We start from the raw sequence: 24,409 nt of genomic DNA on the forward strand, positions 1-24,409 counted from the left end.
TAAAAATTTTACATTGCTAACTTTCTTTTATTTTTTGTTTTTACGATATAAACTCACTGCCGAGATACTTAATAATATCACTATACACAACCACGCATACGTATACCCTTTCTCATCGACAATATAACCAAATAAAACAGGTGCAACAATAATCGCAACTTGATTGAATGTAAGTGCCAAACTAACTGTTATTCCAACAGATTCTTCACTTGCCAATTCAGCAACTTCAACAATAAAAAGACTAAACCAACCAATTGAAAAGAATCCTAACAATGCGCTTACACCATACAACACTCCACTCGTTACTGTATGTATGCTCATGACTAACAATAGAATCAAGCCGATAGAAGCACAAACAGCTATAAATAAAGGCGTATGCCGATTCCCCTTATAAAACAAATCACTACTAGCTGCTAATACAACACGGCCAATCATTCCAGAAAAGAACATCACTGAAAATACTGTTCCGGCTACAATAGATGTAATGGATTCTTCCCTTACTAAAAATTTCATGAAGTGCCCAACTAACACCATTTGCAATGAAATCATGCAAATACCCGTTATATATATTGGATACAACTCTTTTTTACATATCACTACTTTTAGCTGCGTCCAAAAAGAAATTTTAATATGTCCTTTCCTTGCATCCTCTTGAACATATGGCTCTTTATAAAACATAAAAAATAATAATCCTCCAATGATACAAATGCATGCCATACTATTTATCGCGTAAGTCACATTATATTGTATTGTAAGAAACGGGATTAGCACTCCCGCTAATGCGCCACTAATCGGGATACCAGCTTGCCTTATTCCCATCGCTAATCCACGATTTTCTTTTGGGAACCATTTTAAAATCACTTTACTTCCTCCTGGCTGGGACACACTATAAAACATTCCTACTAATAAAAGTACAAATAACAGACCATTAAATCCATTTACTATATTAGTTAGTAAAAAAGAACCTCCTAGCAAAAATGAACTTATAGAAATTAACAACTTTTCATCATATTGATCAAGTAGCCGCCCAACAAAAAGCATACAAAATAATGGTCCAACATTTACAACACTTACTAACAATCCACTCTCCATATTCGTAAGCGCATATTCTTCTTTCCAAAATAACGCCAAAACTCCAACACCATACGTTATAAGCGTCGCTGTTGTTTGAGCAATCGTCGCAACAATTAACATCATCCACTTATAAGTACTTTTCATCCTTTCTTCGATTAACACAATCATCCCTCCACCCCCTTCCATTGTATGAAAGTTCTGATATCATATAAAATAAATATTCATCATATAATCCATCAAAAAAATTGATACCTTTTCGGAGGGATGATACGTGGACATAAAAGATTTAACTGTATTTTACGAAGTTGCGAAGGAAAATAATATTTCTCACGCAGCTAAAAATTTGAACTATGTACAATCAGGCGTAACAATGCGTATGAAACAACTAGAAAATGAATTAGGTGTGCCTTTATTTTACCGTAACGGAAAAGGTGTAACTTTAACTTCTAACGGTGAGATTTTATTAACATACGCTAAACAAATTATCCACTTAATGGATCAATCTATAAAAGCGGTTCAAAGTAATGGAACTGAGCCAAAGGGCACGTTGAAAATCGGATGTACAGAATCTACAACTGCGGTAAGGCTTCCCTCTATATTAACGGCCTACTATGAGAAACACCCAAAAGTCGAATTGATTTTAGAAACAAATACGACCGAACAACTAATTAGGCTAGTGTTAGAAAGAAAACTAGACGGAGCGTTTATAGCTGGCTCTACTCAGCACGCTGAACTTCATACAAGTGTATTTCGTGAAGAAGAATTAGTTCTCATTAGTAAAAAACCTTTACCCTCTCTTACAGACATAGAAGATATGAATTTACTCGCTTTTAGTCAAGGTTGCTATTATAGAAGTTTATTAGAAGACTGGCTTCAAGAAGAAGGCATCTCGCCTAAACGAATATTAGAGTTCGGAACAATTGAAGCAATACTCGCCTGTGTAAAATCAAATATGGGCGTAGCAATTATGATGAAATCTATTTTAAATGGTCATGCACATAACTTATCATTCAACCCTTTACCAAATAGATTCAAAAAGGTTCCTACTACTTTTATTACTAGAAAAGATATATATCACTCAGCTGCATTACAAAAATTTATGGAGATGATTTAACAATGCGTGAAAAGAAAATACGTGGGATGAAGCGTAAAACAAACACGATGATAAAGCGAATTGAAGAACATACAAAAACGTTCCCTTCTGCTTTCTATAACGATGAATATTGGTATATGCCTTTACCAGTTTCCCAAGCTTTTATCAATTCGTGTAAAACACCTAAAAAAGTAAAACGATTATGTATACAAACTCTATTAAATCAAGCAAACCATTTAATAAAAATAAAACCGAGCGATACACATACATATCGAGTTGTTGTTTTGATTTCTATAGAAAGTTTGTGGGATTCACAAATAATTATATTTAAAAATGAAGACTACTTTCATAATTTCTTTAATAGAAATAGTAAATTTCAAAAATGGATTCCTCTTTCAAATAAATCTGATTTTTGGAAGACATGGGGAATTTCAATTTATCCTCCCTTTCAAACCTTGCACTTCCAAGAGATCATTTATGATGAAGGTGAATGCTATAAAAAAGAAATTTGGTTTGTTGGAGAATTAACTTAAAAGGGGTACCTTCAAATGAAAAGCTTCCCTTTTTTCACCTAACAAAATCGCTATATAATGAATTTATTATTTTACTTTATTGGAGGTTTTCAAATGGTAATCCCTAAATATCCTGATGTCCCTACTCTTACGAAAAAACAAATCGATCAAATTACAGAAATCACTTTTCTAAAAGAAATAACACCACAAAAATGTGATGTTATTTTCGTTTTCGGCGGTTCTCACCCTGGCAATTGGCAAGCTCCTCTAGAAGCCTATCGACAGGGTTTAGGAAATAAAATTATCGTTACAGGTGGTACTAGTTTGCATGGCATGAAACATCCAAGCTGGAATTACGGGGATTTGTCAGAAGCAGAAGTAATTGTACATAAATTAATGGAACACGGCATATCAAAAGACGCTATCCTATTCGAGACAAACTCCCTCCATTCAATCGCTAATGTAATTGAAGCAAAAAAGATTTTTGATTTCACAAAAATTAATCGGCTACTATTTGTATGCAAAAGTTTAGGAGCTGGTCGGCAATTTAGAGTATTAAAAAAATATCTACCTAAAACTATTACTTGTATCCCATATACATTTGATACAAGTTTCGATGGTGAGTTTATAATGAATAGATATAACTGGATGGAAAATGAAAAGAGTCGCTCTATGATTTTTGGAGAATACTTGAGAAATATTTGCTATGGTAGAAAAGGCGGCATTGAGCCTCCTGAAAAAGAAGTTCAAGGCTTAGAGGAATATGTATCCTACTACTATCATCTAGCATAATAGAAAAAGGTATACCAAAACGTCGGTATACCTTTTCTCCTATTTATTTTTCGTTTAACACACTATGTAATCGATCAGGGTAATTTGTAAACATTCCTGTAGCACCCCATTTAATTAACAATCTCATATCTGGTTTCTCATTAATTGTATACGGGTGAATTAACAGTCCATTTTTCCTTGCCATTTTCATATATGACTCATCAATAATTAGTTCTCCGTTATCATTGCGTAAGTTTGGCCCAATACCAACTGCATACTTTTTAATTTCTTGAAAATCATCATTCGTTACACTTTTCGGTTCATGTGTAATACCAGACCATTCAACAATCTCATTATTTTCATTTGGATAATACCAAAGCAGTTGAACTAACGGAATATTTTTATTCATACTATGAATCTTTGTTAAACTATCTTTACTAAATGATTGAATCATAACACGGCTAGAAGACATGTTTTGACCTACTAAATTATATTTATTTAACAACGCTAACAATTTCTCTTCCATTCCTGGATACACATCTGGTGATTTTGTTTCAATGTAATACTTCATGCTTCTTCCGTACTTTTGGAAGATTTCTTCAAGAGTCGGAATCTTTTGTCCAACATACTCTTGCTTAGCTTTTTCTGGATAAGCTTTATTGAACCAAGATCCTGCATCTAAGCTCTTTATTTCACTTAATGTTTTATCTCGTACTTCCCCTGTACCATTTGTAGTGCGGTCAACTGCTGTATCATGCATTGCGATTAACTGGCCGTCCTTAGTTAACTGAATATCTAACTCCAAATAATCCGCTTTCATTTTTTTCACAAGATCATAAGAAGCAAAAGTATGCTCAGGTGCATGTCCACTTGCTCCGCGATGTGCAATATTTAAAAACTTATTCTTATTCCACTCATGCTTTCCTTCTGCTTTCGCATGAACAGCTCCCCCAACAAAGATACTTCCCGTCATAAAGAAAATAACTAAAACGCTAATAATCTTTCTCATCCTTCTAACCCTTCCTACGTTGCAAATTTCAACAAGTTAATGAGATTTACACGAAATAGAAGATACACTTTCATTATTTTTATAAGCCTATATTAAAATTCCAATCTTACAAATATAATTCTCCTATTTTATTACTATACTATTTATTTTCCATATCCCTCCTATTCACATGTAACTTCCTATTGATTACATTTCATCAATAAAAAAAGCCATAAATTATTTAGAGGACACTTCTGTATCCCTAAATAAATTTATGGCTTATCTCAAATATCTCCAGCCTCAATTAACTTGTCGAAATTAATCATACCAAACCTATTAAAATTTGTGAATATTATTTTTTCAGTACGGTAAAGCTTTAATCAGTATAAGTTATATATCTATCTTATACTAATTAGTATTTGAACACATCGAATTTTTCTGTACAGCCTAATTCCTATCTAACTTCTTTAATTTCCATTCATACAAGATAAAATTCTATTGTCATTTGACGTGATATTTACGTAAATCTGGGTTTTACTTAATTACAAATTCTTAATTTCCTATATCCTTTCTTGCAAGTTTAGGTTTCTTTTGAGAATGTGGTATATTTACATATCCCGAAGCAGCCACGGATTGTCTCCTTTCCTTCCTTGACAGCCTAGGCTTCTTTTGAGAATGTAATTTTTTAAAATGTCCTGAAGCAATACATTGTTTTTTGAAATCAAAGTAAAAATACAAATGTGTACTTAGAGCTATGAACACAATGGAAAAAAATGAAGCGAGAATGATTAATACAATAGCCATAGCCTTTTGACTCAAAACACCAATAATAACTTGACCAATCATATAACCTAAACTTGAACAAAATAAAATTTTAGGGATTTTCACATTTTGATCAGTTGTACCCCTTAAGCGGGCTGTAAAATATTTAATCCAGAATAATTCAGATTTATAAACAATTAAACTATATGCAATAAGCGATAGAATAAAAAATAAAGGTGACTCTATTTCTACGAATTCGTAAGCTAACTTTTGCACAGCTATGAAGCTACAAAATGAAATACTTAACGCAACAAATCCAGAATATAGTAAATGTTGCAATTGAGGCTGCCGAGGCTTATGAATAGAAACCCAAATTCCCCATAGATTACATATCATATAAAATGGAAAAGCTACGTAAGAGTATATATTGTACGGTGGAAATATGAATAAAATGATAAGTAGCATAAAATTCATAAAGAACCATACAAAGCCTACAATATTCCTTATATCAAATGGTATTAATATTCGTATACAATCCACTATGTTGTTGCCATTATATTTGTCCATTATGCATCCCATCCATTTCCTTCCTCTTCAAATCAACATATACCCATATATATACTCCAGATATACTAAGCACAACAGCAAATAAAGAAAAGACTAAAATTAAGACCGTCGCTAAACCGTTTTGTGATAATGTACCTATACATATTTGTCCAATAATATATCCCAATCCTGATAAATAAACAATTGGAGAAATTTTTATATCGTCATTTTCTTCATTGTTTAATCGCCTTAAAAAACTTTTCATTCCAATAGAAATCAATTTATAGATTGTAAGAATGTAAAGCAGAAAAGTAACAATAAAAAACAAAGGTGTTTCAATTTTAATAAAGGTATATGCAATCTTTTGAATCACTATAAAGCTTCCAAAAGAAAAAGTTATTCCCATAAATCCATTATATAAAATGTGTACCAACCTTGGCTCATTTGGTTTGCAAAAAAACACCCATACCCCCCATATATTAGCAGTCAAAAGAAAAGGTAAAATTATATATAAGTATATAGTAAAGGTTGGAGGAAATAAAAATGGGGTTAAAATCATAAAATTAATAACTACCCACACCATAACGACACTCGATCTTACACTGTCAGGCATCAATTTCTGAATAATTTGTTCTGTACTTTTTCCGTGGTATTTTTCCATATTAATCTCCCAAAAACTAAAAAAATTTATCTAAAGCTGCTCCGATTCCAGATTTAACTCTATCTTTTATCGAATCCTGTTTACCATCATGATTCCAATCACCTTTGTTAAACTTAATTCCATCTGTTACTATACTAGCTCCTATAGAAACACCAAAGCCAATACAAGCTCCAGCAACAGTTCCGATTGGACCTCCCAAAAAAGTTCCAACCAATGCACCTGCTTTGGCTCCCGCAAAGGTACTTACAGCAGTTGTACCAACCCCAATTGCTGTAAGTACCAATAATATCACCAGCTAGCTTAGTTTTTGACGCTTTATTTTCAATATTTTCCTTTGTATCATTAATTACATCCCATCCTACAGCTGCATAGCCTAAAGCATTTGTTTTTAATTTCAATGAATCTTTAAGAAATTCTTTTGGTGATAAAACATGTCTTTTTACATCGTCTATTTGCTTTACTTCGGCTAAAGGTAATTTTGTACGCCTTATCACATTAAGTCCATTTTTATCCTTTAGTACGGTCCGATTTTGAAACCTTACCATTTCTTTTCCTTTTTTATTTGTGTAGGGTGTTACACGCAAACCTTTATTATGTAAAGCTGCCAACTTGTAGGCAGCTGCACCTTCAGTTACAGTACCAAGTAAAGTAAATAATGATCCCGTAGGGTTATCTTTCCAATCACCAATATCGCCACCCAACGGTGCAAACCAATTAACATCAATTGCTTCTTCCCCAAATGAAACTTCTTGTTGATCAGCCTTCTCAAAACGGTCAGCAGCTTTTCTTAATGCATCACTATGTTCTTTTAAAACTGTCGTTATAGTAGCTAACACTGAGCCTGCGTATTGGGATTGATTTAACACAGCATCTCTTCCAGATACTTGGAAAGGAAGATCAAATAACTGCTGATTGATACGTTGATGTGTTTCAGATAGCTCATGAGCTGTTTGTTCTATATTAGAAGCTAGTTTCCTTAAATGGTCAGGAGTAACCTTAATTTCACCGCTCACCTTGTTTTACCCCCTAATGATTTAAGATAAAGTACCATTTTCTTTATCTCTTCAGTAATTGTAAAGGTATCAAGGCAAATAAAATTCGTTTGTGTTTGCTCATTATCTAAAACTTTTTGGATTAGCCAATATTGGTTTTGACTATATAAAAACTGAATACAATCTGTAGACCATGAGTCCTTTATATAATAATGAACTTGAACAGTATTTAATTCTTCACGATTATGTATAATGTTTGCTAACTCTAAGGAAGCTTCATCATCTAAGTAAAGTTTCAAGTAATCTACTAATTGCTTGTTTGATTGATTTAAAATAGTTTCCTTATATGCAGAAGAAGGGATTTTAAATGTATAATTTGGACAAGAGAAAGTATTTTTAGGCTGTAATGCTTGATATATAAATTGCCAAGCTACCTCTGGTGTCCCGCATTCTTTAAATGTACATTGTTTTTCACCGTTATCATCTGTTATTACATTTTGTATAACCTTTTTCTCACTAAAATAGAAAATGTTTTTTTCTAAAGTAATGTCTTTACTTATCTGTACTTCAATAACAAATCCTGTAGTTAAACAAATACGAAAATATTCTAAAAGTTGTTTGTCACATAATGTTTCATCTTCTTTTATTATGAGTAGCTCTTCGTTTGTCCAATTCTCGTACATTACATCTAATTCTTTGTCTATTTCCTCATCTGACCAATTTTCAAAGGGGTTCTCAATTCCAATCATTGTTTCATGGTCAAATATACCCGTTAATACATATACTTCTTTATTTGATAAAATAAGAGGTTCAATAGTCAAATAGTCCCACTCTCTAGCGTAATATATAATCTCTAGGAAATATAATACAATAAAAAAATGATTCAATCTAGTAATTGCCAACACTTATAACTAAAAACTAAAAAAATTCTAATAACCACAAAGAGAAAGGGAATTAATTTACATATGTTTTTATAATAATAATGTCTCTTCACTAAACAATTTTATTTTGTAAGCCAAAAAAATAGAAGTATCGTCCTATATAAGACAATACTTCCGTAGTTACTTAAAAACCACATAATAAATTACTCATTACCTCCTCCAGCATTACATCTGGATTTACCACTGCTTTTTCCGAACGCCATCCAATAAATCCATCTGGTCTAATTAGTACAACTCCTTCATTCTCTATCCCATATAATTCACGAAAAACATTTTCTTGAGCAATAAAGTCTCCGGTTAAACCTACTCGATACACTTTTATATTTATTCCTAATTCAGATGAAACATCTTGTGCACACTCGGCCCAAGCGTGATTTTCTGCTCCAATAAGTAACACAAAATCATTTCCTAATAAATCAAGTATAGAAATTTCTTTTCCATCATACGTTCCACAAAAGTGTGGTGCTCGCGTTCCAGGTCTTCCGTTCAACTCTACGATATCCATTCTATGTGGAGTAGCTGAGTCATCTACTATCGCCTCTGAACAATAGTGATACCCAACAGTTACAGCTAATCCATCCATATTATTCAAACTGCCTTCCTCTCTACTTGCAGCACGGAACAATAAACTACTCGCATACTCTGTCGTTAATTTTGCAACAGGATATCTCTCTTTATGATATGTTTCTAACAATTTTGGATTTGCTTTCCCTTTTATAACAGCTGCTAATTTCCAAGCTAAGTTATGCGCATCTTGTATTCCTGTATTTGAACCGAATCCTCCAGTTGGGGGCATAATATGTGCTGAATCACCAACTAAAAAAATGCGATTATCTTGAAATTTTGTAGCAGTACTTTCTGTCGCTTCCCACGGTAAAACACTTACTATTTCTGGCTCAACATTTGTGCTTCCAATTGCGGTTTGAATAATTTGTTTACAGCGTTCTATAGTGAAATCCTCTGGTCCCTCTCCTTTTAATGGATCGTAGGATACATGATAAATCCATCTTCTTTCGTTATCAACTGGAATAAGCGCACCAAGAACTTCCGGATGAAGTACCATAGTAAAACCAAATGCATCTCCTTGTATAAACTCACTTAAATCCACTTCAAAATAAATATTCATATAATAGCCACCGATTGTACCTCGTCCCTCAGTACTTATCCCTAGCTGCTCACGTATTTTACTTTTCGCTCCATCTGCTGCAATTACATAGTCACAATGAATAATACTTTCTTCTTCCGTTTCACGATTCCGAATCGTTGCGATTACTCCGTGCTCATTTTGTTCATAAGAAACCAATTCATGATAAAAAGATAATTCTCCATCTAATGACCTCGCTTCTTGTAACATCATCTCTTCTAAAATAATTTGATAACAAGCCGTTTGTTTTGATGGACTAATCTCTTCTATTTTTTGAAGTAACTTCTCATCATTTCCATACTGAGTCGCCCGCATTTTTGCCAATTCTTCCTTATTCGCCTCAGCTATCGTATGAACTGCTATTCTTCCTCGGCAATTTTCTAATGCTTTACCCGCCAATCTAATTCTTTGTTCTAAACCTAATTCTCGAAATAACTCCATCGTACGAAAAGTGATTCCACCTGCTTTTGGATGAATTGCAGTAGACGGGTGCCTTTCAACCAATAAATAATCAACGTTATGTTTTGCAAGGAATAGCGCAGATGCTAACCCTGATAATCCTCCTCCAATAATTAAAACTGGTACGTAATTCGATTTCATATATTTATCCTCCCATCATTGTTCTGAGCTCAGTGATATAAATATAATCAAAAAAACAACAAAGATATAGACTTATATTTCATTTTGAATTATCATATAGATAGATTACGCCCCAAATTACTTTTATTTTTTCATACATCTATAATCTGCTTGCATTATGCATGTATGAAAGAGTAAAACGAAACAACTCACTTTAGTAGACACCAACATGATAAGCGGTCGTACCCTATAAGTTATACAGGGTTACGACTGCTTATTTTTTATAAAACCCTCATCCTTTATCTTCTGTAAACAATATATTATGAAATTCTTTTCTATTCCCTCTCATTTTCAACACATATAATTTCATTCGTCTCGATTTTCTTTCCCAATATTGCAGCTCATACAACAATCATGTAGCATTACCGTATCGATGTAATGGTTCATCATCTTAAACCTTTCGACTAATTACCAGGAGGTAAAGTGATTGAAATGAATAAACAAGAACAATTAAATGTTATAAAAAAAGATTTTATTGATTCTCAAAAAGTATTATTGGCAATTGGCGATGAAACACGTCAAGCTATTTTGTTAGTTCTCATGGAAACGGAATGTCAAACCGGATTACGTGTAGGAGAAATTACGAAACAAACACACCTTTCTCGACCAGCGGTATCACATCACCTTAGAATTTTACGAGAAGCCGGTATTATTTTAATGCGAAAAGAAGGTACAAAAAACTTTTATTATATTGATATACGTACAAAATTAGGTGTATTAAAAAATCTTGTATTAGATATTGAAAAGCTATTGCACAACTTTTATCCCGCTTTAATGGGCAGTAAGACCCCCGCCTCAAAATTCAGCGAAAGCAAAGAAGTTAGGTAGGGGATCAACTGCCCATTAAAGTCCGATTGGTTCAACTAATAATCAGTGGGGGATGAAGAAAACCCCCACTGATTAAAGTTTCACTTTATTGAAATGTGGAGGTATAAGAAATGAAAGCAATGATAATTGATAAATACGGGAAAGTTCCAATGCGTATGGCAGAAGTACCTACTCCTGAAATAAATGAACATGAAGTGCTCGCAGAAATTCATGCAGCTAGTATTAACCCAATTGACTTTAAAATACGTGATGGAAAAGTAAAGATGTTACTTAAATATGAAATGCCCCTAATCCTTGGTAATGACTTTTCTGGTGTCATCGTAAAAGTTGGATCAAAAGTAACTCTTTTTAAAGTCGGCGATGAAATATATGCACGCCCAAGAAAAAATAAGATCGGTACTTTCGCGGAATATATAGCCATTCATGAGGATGATATAGCTTTAAAACCAAAAAATTTAAGTTTTGAGGAAGCCGCGTCGATTCCACTCGTTGGCTTAACATCCTATCAAGCACTACATGACATTATGCACTTACAAAAAGGACAAAAGATTTTAATTCACGCTGGGTCTGGTGGTGTTGGTACTTTCGCAATTCAGTTAGCAAAAATAATGGGCGCTACCGTTACAACAACTGCTAGTGAAGCTGGTTCTGATTTAGTAAAGTCTCTTGGCGCAGATGAGATTATCAATTACAAAACAGAAAAATTTGAAGAAATACTAAAAGATTATGATGCAGTATTTGATACAATCGGCGGTACAACACTTGAAAAATCATTCAATATTATAAAAAGCGGCGGCAACATTGTTTCTGTTTCAGGAATGCCAAATGCTCGTTTCGGTAAAGAATTTGGTTCCGGATTTTTTAAAACACTCTTATTTTCATTAGCAAGCAAAAAACTTACTGCACTTGAAAAAAAGCATAATGCGCAATATTCATTTTTATTTATGAAGCCAAGTGGGGATCAATTACGTACTATCGCAAACTATATTGAAGCTGGAAAAATCAAACCGGTAATCGACCGAGTTTTCCCTTTTGAAGATACTCAAAAAGTAATGGAATATTCAGAGGCTGGAAGAGCAAAAGGAAAAATAATCGTAAAAATTAAGTAGTAATAAAAACTCCATTTTTTAAATGGAGTTTTTATATTTGCTGTTAAATAGACATAGCACACTGAAGTCCTTACAATAGATTTTAAGGGGAAATATCATATTATACTTTTAGCTAATTTTACAAAGAATACATACGTACAAATACATTATAAAAAAATAAACAAGGAGGAGATAAAATGACTAAAAATAATGAAGCTGGTTGGAATTTAGATAATAGTTATACAACTTTACCACAATCATTTTATACAGAAATCCCCCCTACTCCAGTAAGTTCACCGGAGCTAGTTAAACTAAATCATTCGCTAGCAATATCTCTTGGCTTTAATCCTGAAGAATTGAAAAAAGAAGTTGAAATTGCTATTTTCGCTGGTAATGCACTCCCAGAAGGAGCTCATCCATTAGCACAAGCGTATGCAGGTCATCAATTTGGACATTTTAATATGTTAGGCGACGGTCGCGCGCTTTTAATAGGTGAACAAATTACTCCTTCAGGTAAACGTTTTGATATTCAACTGAAAGGTTCTGGCCCTACTCCGTATTCACGCCGTGGTGATGGTCGTGCTGCACTCGGTCCGATGCTACGTGAGTATATTATTAGTGAAGCAATGTATGCACTTGATATTCCAACTACTCGCAGTTTAGCAGTTGTCACAACAGGCGAGCCAACATATCGGGAAACAAAGTTACCTGGAGCAATTTTAACTAGAGTCGCTAGCAGTCATATACGTGTCGGCACATTTCAATATGCTGCTGCTCGAGGTTCCATCGATGACCTTAAATCGCTAGCTGACTATACGATAAAAAGGCATTATCCAGAAATTGAAGCACATGAAAATCGATATACTGCATTACTACAAGAAGTCATAAAGAAACAAGCAAGTCTCATCGCTAAATGGCAACTTGTTGGATTTATCCATGGCGTAATGAACACTGACAATATAACGATTAGTGGAGAAACGATTGATTACGGCCCTTGTGCATTTATGGACAATTTCGACCAAGGAACTGTATTTAGCTCTATTGATACACAAGGTCGCTACGCATATGGAAATCAACCATATATGGCCGCATGGGACCTGGCGCGACTAGCAGAATCTTTAATACCAATTCTGCATGAAGATGAAGAAGAAGCATTAAAAATTGCTCAAGACGAAATTTCAAAATTTAGCGTACAATATGAAAACCTGTGGTTCATTGGAATGAAAAAGAAATTAGGACTATTTAGCAGTGAGGAACAAGATCAATCACTTATTGAGCAACTTTTAAAAATGATGGAGAAATTTAAAGCAGATTACACAAATACATTCCGTTCATTAACTCTTGATACTATAGAAAATACAGCTCTATTTGAAAGTCCTGAATTTAAAGAATGGTACAAACTGTGGCAATCTCGATTAGAAAGACAAGAAGAATCGAAAGAAAACGCCTACGAAATGATGAAAAATAATAACCCATCCATCATCCCAAGAAACCATCGCGTAGAAGAAGCGCTAGAAGCAGCTGTGGCAAATGGCGACTATAGCGTAATGGAAAAACTTCTTGAAGCTCTATCAAATCCTTATGCGTATGCTACAGATCAAGAAGAATACTGTGTTCCACCTGCACCGACGAATCGTCCTTATCGTACTTTTTGTGGGACTTGATTGTTTAATATGTAAAAAGGTGTGTTCATACAAATTGTGTGAGCACACCTTTTTTATACTCTCGCCTCTCAACTAGAACTTTAAAATGCACTTCCCCCGATTCCTTTTCTTTACTCCAAAACAAAAACCTAACTATTCCAATAGACTTACTCATGAGCTTGTTAAACAAATATTGAGAAATAAAAATTACATTTCTAAATATTGTTATTTTTGATAATATATTTTATAAGAATATTCAAAAAGCGAGGGGATTTCATGAACGTTCAACTACAAGGTAATGAACAAATTACGAAATTATTTAATGATTGGTATTTAGCTATGCTTAAACAAGATGTGTCCCAGGCGACAAACTTAAAGCATGAAATTGAGGAAAAGGAACTAAACTTTGAGGAAGATGAAAACTTAGCGTTATACTATTCTCTACTAAATTTTCGTTTCAAAGTTTTAACTGATGGTTTAAGCATCACAAAAGACAGTTTCAATAAAATAGATTCTTACGCGATTTCACCTAATCACCAACTTTCTTACTACTATCATTTATTTAAAGCGATTCATGCTACTTTAACAACAAATTATAATTTAGCAAGTGAACATTATGAAAAAGCTGAAAAGCTATTAGTTAATGTTTCAGATAAACTAGAGGAAGCAGAATATAATTACCGATTCGCTATCTTTAATCAACATTTTTATAAACCTATTGAAGCAATTCAATATGCTAATAAAGCTCGAGAAATATTTTTCATGTATAGAGATTATGAAAAAAATGTCGCTTCATGTGAAAGCGTTATAGGTGCATCATGTGTACAATTAAGACAATACGAGCAAGCTGAAGAACACTACAACTCCGCAATCAATATTTTACAAAAACAAAATGAAGAATCTTTACTTTTAAGAGTTCGTAATAATTTAGGCTGGCTATATGCCAATCAAAACCTATCAACACTGGCTATTCGCCATCTATCTGAAGTAACGACAAAAATGCCTACCCATTTCAAAGCAATTTTCTTACAAGCTAGGGAACATTCTAAACTTGGTGAAATAAATATCGCTTCAGAACTTATAAAAAAAGGATTAAAAATTTGTACAGAACTTAACAATGAAGAATATATGCTTCACTTTAAAATTTTAGAGTCCCTTAACAATAACGAGTCAACTGAAGACTTAGAAAAAATTATTCTTGAAGGAATTGCGTATTTCGACAAAGAATCTTTATATAACTACACTCAGGAATATTCAGAAAAGTTAGCCGTTAAACTTTACGATGAAAATAATCATATAAAAGCAAGCGAGTATTTTCATAAAGCGTTACAAGCAAAAGAAAAAACGTTTGAGAAAGGGGCATTAAAATGATAAGAAAAATTGGTTCCATCTTATTAGGATTATCTGTTATCGGAATTGTGTCTATTGGGGTAAATAGTTCGTTTACATATCAAGCAAGTCATGCAGATTTCCCTTCACCACAAAGGCCTGACTTTGTCCAATCTGTTGACGTAAGTAAAGACTACAACTCAACAACAGCTGTAAAAGCGCTTTAAAAAACGAAAGACCTTCAATTAAGGAGGTCTTTTTAAATACGCTTATTTAGAATATTTTCCTTTCATGTAGACTTTATTTTCTCATCAACTCCGCAATCCCCCTACTCCCCTCACTACCAACTTTCTCAAGTTCCTCCACAACTAAATTCCGTCTCTCTACAGAATGATTTTGACTTAACTTCGCTTTTCCTTCTATTTTACTAATCTTAATTTTAAAACCAACTATCCCTTTACTTAATCCTGCCATATAATTCGAATCTACCTCATTTAGAGAGTAGGTACTCTGTGGCTCTTCATATGTATGTACTAAATCTTGAAGAGAATTTAATAATTCCTGTTCACCTTCAACAATTTCTAATTCACCGTATACATGTACTGCAACGTAATTCCATGTTGGCACTGCATTGTTTGTTTCATACCATGACGGCGATATGTAACTGTGTGGCCCTTGGAATATAGCGAGTACTTGTTGATTCCCACTATCTTTCCACTGTTCATTCGGACGTGCGAAATGGCCATGTAAAGTTAGGGTCTCCCTATTTAATAACAACGGCAAATGCGTGCATATGGTTCCCCGTTATGTTGAGAAAATAATGTCGCAAAGCTATTTTGTTCCATTATTTCGTACTTCATCTCTTCATCTTGTATTGCGAAATATTTTGGTATGTACATAAGCTCCCTCTTTTCCAATATTTTCTTTTTTATTTCCTATTATATTTAGTAATCGCAGCAATCAACAGGGACAGTTTGTCATTATTTTATAGTGGCAGCTTTCAATTAAAAAAGAATAGGCAGCATGTATTCCATGCCGCCTTAGTTTATTTTTTCTAATATATTTGTAATAAATGCCGTCTTACCTTCACTATAGCTCACTCGATTTTTCGACTCTCTTACTAACTTTCCCTTTAGACGACCATATTCAATAGCAACATCGGTATGTTCACGAAGGTAATCCCGAAACGCTATATGTCTTCTTAACTCTTCGCTATTTTTGTCACACACATATAAATGATGTTCCATCCAAACTGTACTTTCCCCGTTCCATGGAACGAAAGCGTCCTTTCTGCCAAACGCCTCTCTTCCTTTGAAGCTCCAGTCTGCTTGATGGTAATACCCTATCGTTTCAAGCCTTTTTACTACTTCAGGAAAAATTTCGTACTCTTCTATTACTATATCAATATCTAATATTGGCTTCGATGCAAGTCCTTTAACAGATGTGCTCCCAACATGCTCAATGGACAAAACAAGTTCTTTTATTACATTGTTAATGAGCGATTGTAGCTTATTAAATTTACTTTCCCATTTGATGTTATATTCTTCGATAGTAATTCTCTGTTTCAATGTATCCCTCTTTTCAAAACAATTTATAACCTTTGAATATGAGTATCTTTAAAATCCGTCTCATATTTCAATCCATATCCAAACATTCGATCCATCCCAATATGTGCTGTCCATATTAACCCAATCATTATAACGGTATCTATCTTAAAATAGACACCTATGATAGCTATTAATATAGATATAATATATGTGTGACATATATTATAAACTTTAGCACCAACACGATTATTTATACCATACGCTAACATGGATACATCCGGGGCTAAAAGGAATACCAAAAATATAATCCAACTAAATTCATATATTGAATACGCATAAATTGTGGCTACGAAAACAACTAGCCCTTCAAAATGTACAATACGTTTTTGCATTCTTTATCGTTCCTATTTTTCTATATTTACCGATAAATTTTCATCACTGAAAGTATTCTTTTCATTTTTTGACCAGATGGTTGCTAATATCGGCCCTGCAATATTATGCCATACTGCTGCTAATACACTTGGAAGTGCAGCTGCTGGTCCAAAATGTGCTGTTGCCAGCGCAACACCTAAGCCTGAATTTTGCATTCCTACTTCTATTGAAATAGCCCTTCTTGTTCCTTCGTCTAGTCCAAGTACGAACGCTGTTATATATCCGAGTAAAAAACCAAATGCATTATGAAGCATTACTGCAATAAAGATAAGCAGGCCTGAAGAAGTAATGCTACTTACATTCGCTGAAACAACTGCAGAAACAATAATAATAATTGCTACAACTGATATTAAAGGAATAACAGTCATTCCTTTCGTAACAGTTGTAGGGAAAAACTTCTTCACTACTAATCCTAAAATAATAGGTAGGATAATGACTTGTACGATAGAAAGAAACATAGACATAGCATTTACTGGCATCCATTGTCCCGCAAGTAATAATAAAATAAGAGGTGTAGCAATTGGTGCTAGTAACGTTGATAATGAAGTCATTGCAATAGACAACGCTAAGTTCCCTTTTGCTAAATAAACCATAACATTTGATGCAGTGCCACCCGGTACTGAACCGAGCAACACTAATCCAGCTGCTAATTCGGCTGGTAACTTCATAACGTAGGCTAGTACGTATGCGACAAGTGGCATAATAATAAACTGAGCACATACACCGATAATAACTGGCAATGGTTTTGTAGCAATGATTTTAAAATCAACAGCCTTTAATGTTAATCCCATTCCAAACATTACAATCCCGAGTAAAATTGTTATATAACTAGTTAACCCGAGAAATGGTCCAGGAATGAAATATGCAATAGCTGCCATACAAATAACCCAAAATGCAAAATACTTTCCAGCTATATTACTTATCGCTTCTAGTACTTTCACCCAATCATCCCCTATCCTTCAACTGAAAAACTTTATTCGGATTCAAAATGTTTTGTGGGTCAAGAGCTTTCTTTATTTTTTCCATTACGAGTAATGCCGCCCCATGTTCTTCTTCTTGATACTTTCGTTTTCCGATTCCAACGCCATGTTCTCCCGTACACGTTCCACCTCGTTTAAGAGCATATAAAACGATACTTTCATTTATTTCGTCCGCCTTTTCCACTTCTTCTTTATCGTTTGGATCAACCATTAAGAGCACGTGGAAATTCCCGTCTCCCACATGCCCAAGAATACCACCGATAAGACCTACTTTATCTAATGTCTCTTTCGCATGTTGGATTGCACCAGCTAATTCTGAAATTGGTACACATACGTCTGTACTCATAAGCTTTTTACCAGGATAGCTATGAACGTAAGAATATGCTAGATTATGCCGCGCATCCCATAATTTATTTCTCGCCGCAGTTTCCGTTTCAAAAGCAACTTCTTTACATTTATGATCAAAAACAATTTCCTTCGTGAATTCAATATCTTGCTTTAGCCCTGCTTCATTACCGTGAAACTCTAAAAACAGTGTAGGTTCTTCTCTGTAACTTGTTTCATTATAATGATTTACTTGTTTCATAGACAATTCATCTACAAGTTCAATTCTTGCAATTGGAATACCCGCTTGTAGTATATTAATAACAGCTTCTACTGCATTATTTATAGTTGGAAACGATGCTCTCGCAGCCATAACATGTTCTGGTATGCCGTATACTTTTAATGTTAACTCTGTAAAGCATCCAAGCGTACCTTCTGATCCTACGAAAACACCATTTAAATGGTAACCTGATGATGACTTCGCTGCTAAATTTCCAGTATGTATTACTTCCCCATCAGCAAGAACGACTTCTAAATCACGAACTTGATCACGCATTACACCATACTTAACTGCTGTCGTTCCGCTCGCATTTGTGGCTGCCATTCCACCTAACGTTGCATCTGCACCTGGATCTACACTAAAAAACAAACCGTATTTCTTCAATTCTTTATTAAGCTGAGAACGAGTCACTCCTGGCTGTACTCTCACAAAAAAATCTTTCTCTCTTACTTCGAGTATTTTATTCATAAGCGAAAAGTCCACTGTAATTCCTTTTTCATATGGGATAACATGTCCTTCTAAACTAGAACCTACCCCAAAAGGAACGACAGGTTTTTTATGCTCACTCGCTACTTTCATTATTCTACTAACCTCTTCAGTCGTTTTCGGAAAAACAACTACATCAGGTAAACTACTAGTATGATAAGATTCATCTTTACTATGTAACTCTCTTACTGTCGTATTTACAACTACTCGATCTTCGGGAAGTACACCCTTTAATTCATTTACTAAACGCTCTACCGTTATTTCCATCGTACACTCTCCTACTTTCTATAAATTTGAATTACAAAATATGTTAACTATTTTATACATAATAATCCGAAAAATTAAATAATTCAAGTTTTATACATATGAAATTCGTTTCCTACCGTCGAATAAACAAAAAGAACTTGCAATAAATATTGCAAGTTCTTTTCTATAAAACTATATTTTAAATGACTTCTTTATTAACAACATGAACCAAACTAAAGTAACTGCCATTAACGAATGGGAAAATCCTACAATATAAGTTAACCCTTTAAAGTCCGCTCCATTTAGCTGAAGAAGCCCTCTCGCTGCTAATGAACCTAACATTAAAGTTAATGCAATGTTATGTAAAATAAACCACTTATTAAAACTTTTCGCTTCATGAAACGCGAATACTTTTGCTAATCCTAAAGCAATTAAAAAGAAGAAAAAGCCAAGTACAAGTGTATGTGTATGCAATAAATTTAACAAAGTAGAACCTAAAATCCCCTTATACTTTCCATACTCCCTGGCGAAAATTCCTGATAATAAACCGATAATCAAATACGTAAACGATGCATTATATAATTTCTTCATTATGTACCTCCTTGAGTAGAATGTGTAGTGTGCCATATTTAGTAATAATGATAGTTATATAGTAAAAACTCCTAGTCACCTAGGAGTCATTGTATAAGCATCTCACTCTTTACAATCAATTTTAATTATAGGATATCCCTTTATACAAAACAAACGAACTTTATGTGAACAAGCAGGACTATTTTAAAATATGTTGCGATTTCGTATTACACACTCCATACTAATTATTATAAATGTTAAAGGTGGTGCAATAGCTTGATAGTTCTTGAAACTGAACGACTCGTTCTTCGCTGGTTTCATATAAAAGACGCTCCATTTATTCTTGAATTAGTAAACGATCCTGCCTGGATTCAGTTTATTGGTGATAAAAGGATTAAAAACTTAGAAGATGCAAAAAAATACATCTTAAACGGACCAGTTGATATGTATAATAAAATGGGATTTGGTCTTTACTTAGTTGAACGAAAAGAAGATTTCACTCCACTTGGTATGTGCGGACTTATTAAAAGAGATTCATTAGAAGATGTCGATATCGGTTTTGCCTTTTTAGAGAAATTCCGTTCGAAGGGGTATGGCTTTGAATCAGCTTCTGCTGTAATCGACTACGGTGTACAAAAGCTCGCGCTGAAACGAATTGTAGCAATTACTACTATTGATAACATCAATTCAGGAAATCTTTTAGAAAAAGTAGGATTTCAGTTCGAAGAGATAATTTCAGAATCTGGAGAAAACTTAAAGTTATTTGGGTATAACATATAATAAATTGTCAGAGTTCACTTTTAATCAAATCAAAAAATATTTCTTACATATACATTCCTAAAAGTTATTATGATTAAAATACTCATCTGTTTTTTCACATTATAACCACACTAATTTAAATCACAATTCTAATTTAAATTAGTGTATTTATTCTTACAAACACTCTATTTTGTTCTTAAAGTTGTCAAAACTCTTATGTAGCTACATGAAAAGTTTATGCTAATATATTAATAAGAAACTATGCGTTCCCTTAACCCTGTATCCGGCCCTGTATTTTTTACAGGGCCTTTTGTTTATTTAATTTACTTATCACGTGCTTATATACACATTAAAAGTCATTTCAAATGTAATAAACGATAAATAATAAAATGACTTTAGACAGTATGACCTGCACCTTTAATACGATCCCTTCAAATTTCTTGACGAGAAGACAAGTCATGAAAAAGAAATCACTTAAGAACAAGATAACAGCTTGAGTAATGATACATCTTAATGCAAAATATTTTGGAAACCTAACTGCTAGTTAACTAAAAAAGAAGTTCTACTTAATATAGGTAGAACTTCTTTTCCCTTTACTTCACAAGTACATAGTTCTCACTTATTCCCTGCTTAAAAACTTGAGAAACTCATCTTCATTTACAGGTTTACTGTAATAATAGCCTTGAATTAAATAGCATGCATTTTGTTGTAACACTGTTAATTGTTTCTTCGTTTCTACTCCTTCCGCAATCACTTTCATATTTAAAGTATGAGCTAGCGAAATAATAGTTTGTATAATTTCATCTCCATCATTCGAAGTTCCAATCCTATTCACAAATTCTCTTGGAATTTTCAAAGTATCAATTGGATATAAAGGTAGATATGCTAATGAAGAATATCCTGTACCAAAATCATCAATTGATAAATGTACACCATATGATTTTAATGCTTTTAACTTCAATAAAGTTTCTTTTTCATCTACCATGGCAATTCGCTCTGTTAATTCCAAATCAATCAAATTAGCTGGTACTCTTATTTCTTCTATGGTAGATATAATCGTTTGAACAAAATCTTTCTGTTCAAACTCTATAGCTGATAAATTTATCCCCATTTTTAGATTTGTATAACCTGCAGAATGCCATTCTTTCAGTTGTGAACACGCTTGCTGTAGCGTCCATTTCCCAATTGTAATAATCTGTGATGTTTCTTCCGCGATAGGTATAAACTCAAAAGGTGAAATTAGCCCCAGCTCTGGATGTTGCCAACGTATTAATGCCTCTGCACCAATAACCTTTCCTGCCTTACTATCAACTTGTGGTTGGTACAATAAAAACAACTCATTATTTTCAATTGCATTCGGTAAATCTTGCTCTAATTGTAATCGTCTTGTTATTTTTAGAGATAATGTCTCGTCGTATATACAAACAGCATTGCTACCTTCTTCCTTTGCGCTATACATAGCAATATCAGCATGTTGTAAAAGTGTTGTGGCATTTGTTCCTCCAAATGGATACAACGCTATTCCTATACTAAGGGATAAATAAAAGCTGTGTTGATTTATTACAAATGGTTCTTCAGTTATACGAAATAATATTTCGCACAAATCTAATAGCTGTTGCTCTGTTTTGTTATGGACAATGATTGCAAACTCATCTCCCCCTATTCTTGCTAAAGGAATAGCTGGTGACAGACATGTCCTAAAACGTTTGGCAACTTCTTTTAAAACACTGTCACCAATTGCATGCCCCAGTGTATCATTAATGGTCTTAAAGCGGTTTAAATCTATATACAGAAGTCCAAACTTATCCTGTGTTTTTTGTACACGCTCAATAGATCTGTCTAATTCTTGTTGGAAGAATATTCGATTTCCAATCCCCGTCACTGTATCATGAAATGCTAGATAGTTTATCTCATCCTGTTGTTGCTTCATCCTCGTTATGTCTTTTACCATTATATAACTCCCAAAAGTTTGTCCTTCTATCATGATAGGAACAATAGTAACGTACCAAAAATGTATATCCTTCTCATTATTATTTTTCACACGTAACTGTAACGCAGACGAACTACATCGTTTCCCCATCTTTAGAGCTGCTTCCAATTCAGGTTTATCTTCATCTAAAAAAATAGAAAAGCACTCTTTTCCTATTAATGCTGCACTGTCTTTTCCTAATAACATACTTCCAGACTGGTTTATATTTAATACGGTACCATTTGAATCAATTGTTAATATAGGATCTGGATGGTACTCATATAAAGACTTAAACCTCTCTTGATTTTTCACCAAATCATTAGATTTTTTTATTAAATCTGCTGTTCTTTTAGATACTGTTTGCTCTAATTGATTATTAAACACTTTTAATGTTTCGGTTAAATCTTTGTTTTGCATTCGTACAATTGTATGACGAATCAGTACAAATACAAAGGCAATACAATTTCCCGTAATCAGTGTAGAGGAAGAAGTTTGCTCTTTGAAAGTAAAACCAATTAAAATTGCAACTGAAAGATAAGGAAATATGACAAGAAGTTTCTTTCCAAATGTCGGATTAATAATAAAGTAATCTCTTCTAGAAGATGTACTCCTTGGAATAGTAGCAGCAATGGCAATAAATAATAGAAAAACTCTATACAAACACCTTAATAATATAAGTGAACGATGTGATAAATCATCTTGTAAATAGAAATATAAATAGTCCGTAATAGACAAGCCAGTTAATACTAAGATAAAAATAAATAATTTACTTTTCGCATTAAAAATTGCTGGTCGAAAAATAAGGCTAACTCCTAGTAATAGAAGCAATAGATCTATAATTGGGAAAATAAATGAAAGAAAAACATCTCCAATTGATAAGAATAAGATATTTGCAGAAGGTTTATTAAATAGGTACCATTCTAAGGTAAAAATAGCAGTAACAACAATACATAAATCACAAATTAAATACGCTTTTTCCCACTTGTTACATTCCATAATGATTTTATAAAAGAACGCAAGGAGAAAGAAGAATAAGAAAAACAACAAAAATACATCAGAGATATTAAAATTTTCTATTGGTAATTCTACATTAAGTACTTGAAAAGCAGATATAAAATTCCCTATCAAGAAACACCCTATTGCAATAGTAATACAAACCCAAAAGACTCCTAGTTTAATTTTTCTTGATACCATAGAGTAAAGTAATGAGATAAATACAGTAGTTTCAACAACTAAGGATGATAGTCGTATATTAAAATCTGATACAAAATAATGATTCGGAAAAACAAATAAAAATATAAAACAAAAGCTTAAATAAGCTAGTAGAGCTAATATCAATACATAAAATTGCACATGTGAATGTTTACGCAACGGACTCACCTTCTTAATTTTTTCTAGATTTTTATTAAAAATGACCTGATGTTGCACTGCTCGTATTCATCAAAATGAACTTACTTATTATTCCATATTATGAACTTTTTATAGGATTTCTTTCTACATACCACAGCCTGATTTACTTTCTGCAGATATTTCTTCTTTTTTAACTAAGCATTCCAAAAAGAATACGATGGAAAATGTTATTTTTCGGTATTTACTCATCGTAAATTTAAATAATACAACTTAGCTGTTCTTTGAATATGAGATAGAATCTAAACTTCCATAGCAACATAGTTATTCGCTTATTGTCACACTTAGAAAGAAGGGTAATATACTATCATTAATTTAGAAATTCGAATTAAATGACCGAACTTACCGTAACTATTATAGTTACAGTAAAGGGTGCTGTCAATTTCAAATACCTCCCC

The 24,409-nt window shown here is 33.3% G+C and carries 21 protein-coding genes and 2 pseudogenes; 9 read left to right on the top strand and 14 right to left on the bottom strand.

Features of this window, described 5'->3' with window-relative positions:
* Positions 1-27 precede the first annotated feature (27 nt).
* A complete protein-coding gene (locus JDS99_RS02515; RefSeq protein ID WP_199694478.1) occupies positions 28-1,260 on the bottom strand; it encodes an MFS transporter in 1,233 nt (410 codons plus the stop codon).
* An 85-nt stretch (positions 1,261-1,345) separates the two neighbouring features.
* On the opposite strand from JDS99_RS02515, the gene JDS99_RS02520 reads away from it, so the two are divergent.
* The 3 genes from JDS99_RS02520 (at position 1,346) to JDS99_RS02530 (ending at position 3,471) form a co-directional block, all read left to right on the top strand.
* On the top strand, positions 1,346-2,188 hold the full coding sequence (locus JDS99_RS02520) for a LysR family transcriptional regulator (RefSeq protein ID WP_088122765.1): 843 nt from the start codon (positions 1,346-1,348) through the stop codon (positions 2,186-2,188).
* A 2-nt stretch (positions 2,189-2,190) separates the two neighbouring features.
* Positions 2,191-2,700: a DUF3916 domain-containing protein gene (locus tag JDS99_RS02525; RefSeq protein ID WP_199694479.1), complete on the top strand. Its 510-nt coding sequence runs from the start codon at positions 2,191-2,193 to the stop codon at positions 2,698-2,700.
* A gap of 93 nt (positions 2,701-2,793) precedes the next feature.
* Positions 2,794-3,471, top strand: coding sequence for a YdcF family protein (locus JDS99_RS02530; protein ID WP_199694480.1), 678 nt, complete (start codon positions 2,794-2,796; stop codon positions 3,469-3,471).
* Between the two features lie 43 nt (positions 3,472-3,514).
* Here the strand turns inward: JDS99_RS02530 and JDS99_RS02535 are convergent, their stop codons facing one another.
* From JDS99_RS02535 to JDS99_RS02560, 6 genes and pseudogenes are all read right to left on the bottom strand, one after another.
* Positions 3,515-4,459: a glycerophosphodiester phosphodiesterase gene (locus tag JDS99_RS02535; protein WP_199694481.1), complete on the bottom strand. Its 945-nt coding sequence runs from the start codon at positions 4,457-4,459 to the stop codon at positions 3,515-3,517.
* 531 nt (positions 4,460-4,990) lie between these two features.
* Positions 4,991-5,779 (bottom strand): hypothetical protein, encoded by a 789-nt coding sequence (locus JDS99_RS02540; RefSeq protein WP_199694482.1) that lies wholly within the window; start codon positions 5,777-5,779, stop codon positions 4,991-4,993.
* Positions 5,754-6,407 (bottom strand): hypothetical protein, encoded by a 654-nt coding sequence (locus JDS99_RS02545; RefSeq protein ID WP_137015404.1) that lies wholly within the window; start codon positions 6,405-6,407, stop codon positions 5,754-5,756. The genes JDS99_RS02540 and JDS99_RS02545 overlap by 26 nt, the downstream gene beginning before the upstream one ends.
* A 16-nt stretch (positions 6,408-6,423) precedes the next feature.
* Positions 6,424-7,420: pseudogene (locus JDS99_RS02550) on the bottom strand (WXG100 family type VII secretion target).
* The gene (locus JDS99_RS02555; RefSeq protein WP_199694483.1) at positions 7,417-8,220 is read right to left on the bottom strand and encodes a hypothetical protein; all 804 of its coding nucleotides are present in this window, start codon (positions 8,218-8,220) and stop codon (positions 7,417-7,419) included. Before JDS99_RS02555 ends, JDS99_RS02550 begins: the two are co-directional and overlap by 4 nt.
* A 244-nt stretch (positions 8,221-8,464) precedes the next feature.
* Entirely contained in the window at positions 8,465-10,084 is a 1,620-nt protein-coding gene (locus tag JDS99_RS02560; RefSeq protein WP_199694484.1) for an FAD-dependent oxidoreductase, read from the bottom strand.
* A 462-nt stretch (positions 10,085-10,546) separates the two neighbouring features.
* Here JDS99_RS02560 and JDS99_RS02565 point away from each other — a divergent pair, with 462 nt between their 5' ends.
* The 5 genes from JDS99_RS02565 (at position 10,547) to JDS99_RS02585 (ending at position 15,238) form a co-directional block, all read left to right on the top strand.
* A complete protein-coding gene (locus tag JDS99_RS02565; RefSeq protein WP_088122770.1) occupies positions 10,547-10,951 on the top strand; it encodes an ArsR/SmtB family transcription factor in 405 nt (134 codons plus the stop codon).
* Between the two features lie 110 nt (positions 10,952-11,061).
* Entirely contained in the window at positions 11,062-12,060 is a 999-nt protein-coding gene (locus JDS99_RS02570; protein WP_199694485.1) for an NADP-dependent oxidoreductase, read from the top strand.
* 176 nt (positions 12,061-12,236) lie between these two features.
* Positions 12,237-13,703: a protein adenylyltransferase SelO gene (locus tag JDS99_RS02575; protein WP_199694487.1), complete on the top strand. Its 1,467-nt coding sequence runs from the start codon at positions 12,237-12,239 to the stop codon at positions 13,701-13,703.
* A 255-nt stretch (positions 13,704-13,958) separates the two neighbouring features.
* The gene (locus tag JDS99_RS02580; protein WP_097908441.1) at positions 13,959-15,053 is read left to right on the top strand and encodes a response regulator aspartate phosphatase; all 1,095 of its coding nucleotides are present in this window, start codon (positions 13,959-13,961) and stop codon (positions 15,051-15,053) included.
* Positions 15,050-15,238 (top strand): Phr family secreted Rap phosphatase inhibitor, encoded by a 189-nt coding sequence (locus JDS99_RS02585; protein ID WP_098191129.1) that lies wholly within the window; start codon positions 15,050-15,052, stop codon positions 15,236-15,238. The genes JDS99_RS02580 and JDS99_RS02585 overlap by 4 nt, the downstream gene beginning before the upstream one ends.
* A gap of 73 nt (positions 15,239-15,311) precedes the next feature.
* Here the strand turns inward: JDS99_RS02585 and JDS99_RS02590 are convergent.
* From JDS99_RS02590 to JDS99_RS02615, 6 genes and pseudogenes are all read right to left on the bottom strand, one after another.
* A pseudogene (locus JDS99_RS02590) lies at positions 15,312-15,910 on the bottom strand (FMN-binding negative transcriptional regulator).
* A 141-nt stretch (positions 15,911-16,051) separates the two neighbouring features.
* A complete protein-coding gene (locus JDS99_RS02595; RefSeq protein WP_199694488.1) occupies positions 16,052-16,579 on the bottom strand; it encodes a GrpB family protein in 528 nt (175 codons plus the stop codon).
* A 23-nt stretch (positions 16,580-16,602) separates the two neighbouring features.
* Positions 16,603-16,950 carry a DUF4260 domain-containing protein gene (locus JDS99_RS02600; protein ID WP_097908576.1) on the bottom strand — a complete coding sequence of 116 codons (348 nt, stop codon included), beginning with the start codon at positions 16,948-16,950 and terminating at the stop codon, positions 16,603-16,605.
* Between the two features lie 12 nt (positions 16,951-16,962).
* Entirely contained in the window at positions 16,963-17,931 is a 969-nt protein-coding gene (locus tag JDS99_RS02605) for a bile acid:sodium symporter (RefSeq protein WP_199694490.1), read from the bottom strand.
* 4 nt (positions 17,932-17,935) lie between these two features.
* Positions 17,936-19,327, bottom strand: a complete 1,392-nt coding sequence (locus JDS99_RS02610; protein ID WP_199694492.1) for an FAD-binding oxidoreductase — start codon at positions 19,325-19,327, stop codon at positions 17,936-17,938.
* Positions 19,328-19,498: 171 nt separating this feature from the next.
* On the bottom strand, positions 19,499-19,897 hold the full coding sequence (locus tag JDS99_RS02615) for a DUF2871 family protein (RefSeq protein ID WP_088122780.1): 399 nt from the start codon (positions 19,895-19,897) through the stop codon (positions 19,499-19,501).
* Positions 19,898-20,152: 255 nt separating this feature from the next.
* Here JDS99_RS02615 and JDS99_RS02620 point away from each other — a divergent pair, with 255 nt between their 5' ends.
* Complete coding sequence (locus JDS99_RS02620) at positions 20,153-20,656, top strand: GNAT family N-acetyltransferase (protein ID WP_199694494.1); 504 nt, start codon at positions 20,153-20,155, stop codon at positions 20,654-20,656.
* A 598-nt stretch (positions 20,657-21,254) separates the two neighbouring features.
* On the opposite strand, the gene JDS99_RS02625 is transcribed toward JDS99_RS02620, so the two are convergent.
* Positions 21,255-23,975 (bottom strand): sensor domain-containing protein, encoded by a 2,721-nt coding sequence (locus tag JDS99_RS02625; protein ID WP_199694496.1) that lies wholly within the window; start codon positions 23,973-23,975, stop codon positions 21,255-21,257.
* Positions 23,976-24,409: the final 434 nt, after the last annotated feature.

This window comes from Bacillus cereus group sp. N6, from assembly GCF_016483705.1.
Taxonomy (GTDB): domain Bacteria; phylum Bacillota; class Bacilli; order Bacillales; family Bacillaceae_G; genus Bacillus_A; species Bacillus_A wiedmannii.

Bases quoted from the DNA above. Each gene is read 5' to 3' on its own strand.
- JDS99_RS02580 (WP_097908441.1), top strand. From the start codon at position 13,959: ATGAACGTTCAACTACAAGGTAATGAACAAATTACGAAATTATTTAAT.
- JDS99_RS02575 (WP_199694487.1), top strand. From the start codon at position 12,237: ATGACTAAAAATAATGAAGCTGGTTGGAATTTAGATAATAGTTATACA.
- JDS99_RS02615 (WP_088122780.1), bottom strand. From the start codon at position 19,897: ATGAAGAAATTATATAATGCATCGTTTACGTATTTGATTATCGGTTTA.
- JDS99_RS02530 (WP_199694480.1), top strand. From the start codon at position 2,794: ATGGTAATCCCTAAATATCCTGATGTCCCTACTCTTACGAAAAAACAA.
- JDS99_RS02610 (WP_199694492.1), bottom strand. From the start codon at position 19,327: ATGGAAATAACGGTAGAGCGTTTAGTAAATGAATTAAAGGGTGTACTT.
- JDS99_RS02560 (WP_199694484.1), bottom strand. From the start codon at position 10,084: ATGAAATCGAATTACGTACCAGTTTTAATTATTGGAGGAGGATTATCA.
- JDS99_RS02600 (WP_097908576.1), bottom strand. From the start codon at position 16,950: ATGCAAAAACGTATTGTACATTTTGAAGGGCTAGTTGTTTTCGTAGCC.
- JDS99_RS02540 (WP_199694482.1), bottom strand. From the start codon at position 5,779: ATGGGATGCATAATGGACAAATATAATGGCAACAACATAGTGGATTGT.
- JDS99_RS02570 (WP_199694485.1), top strand. From the start codon at position 11,062: ATGAAAGCAATGATAATTGATAAATACGGGAAAGTTCCAATGCGTATG.
- JDS99_RS02515 (WP_199694478.1), bottom strand. From the start codon at position 1,260: ATGGAAGGGGGTGGAGGGATGATTGTGTTAATCGAAGAAAGGATGAAA.
- JDS99_RS02525 (WP_199694479.1), top strand. From the start codon at position 2,191: ATGCGTGAAAAGAAAATACGTGGGATGAAGCGTAAAACAAACACGATG.
- JDS99_RS02585 (WP_098191129.1), top strand. From the start codon at position 15,050: ATGATAAGAAAAATTGGTTCCATCTTATTAGGATTATCTGTTATCGGA.
- JDS99_RS02535 (WP_199694481.1), bottom strand. From the start codon at position 4,459: ATGAGAAAGATTATTAGCGTTTTAGTTATTTTCTTTATGACGGGAAGT.
- JDS99_RS02545 (WP_137015404.1), bottom strand. From the start codon at position 6,407: ATGGAAAAATACCACGGAAAAAGTACAGAACAAATTATTCAGAAATTG.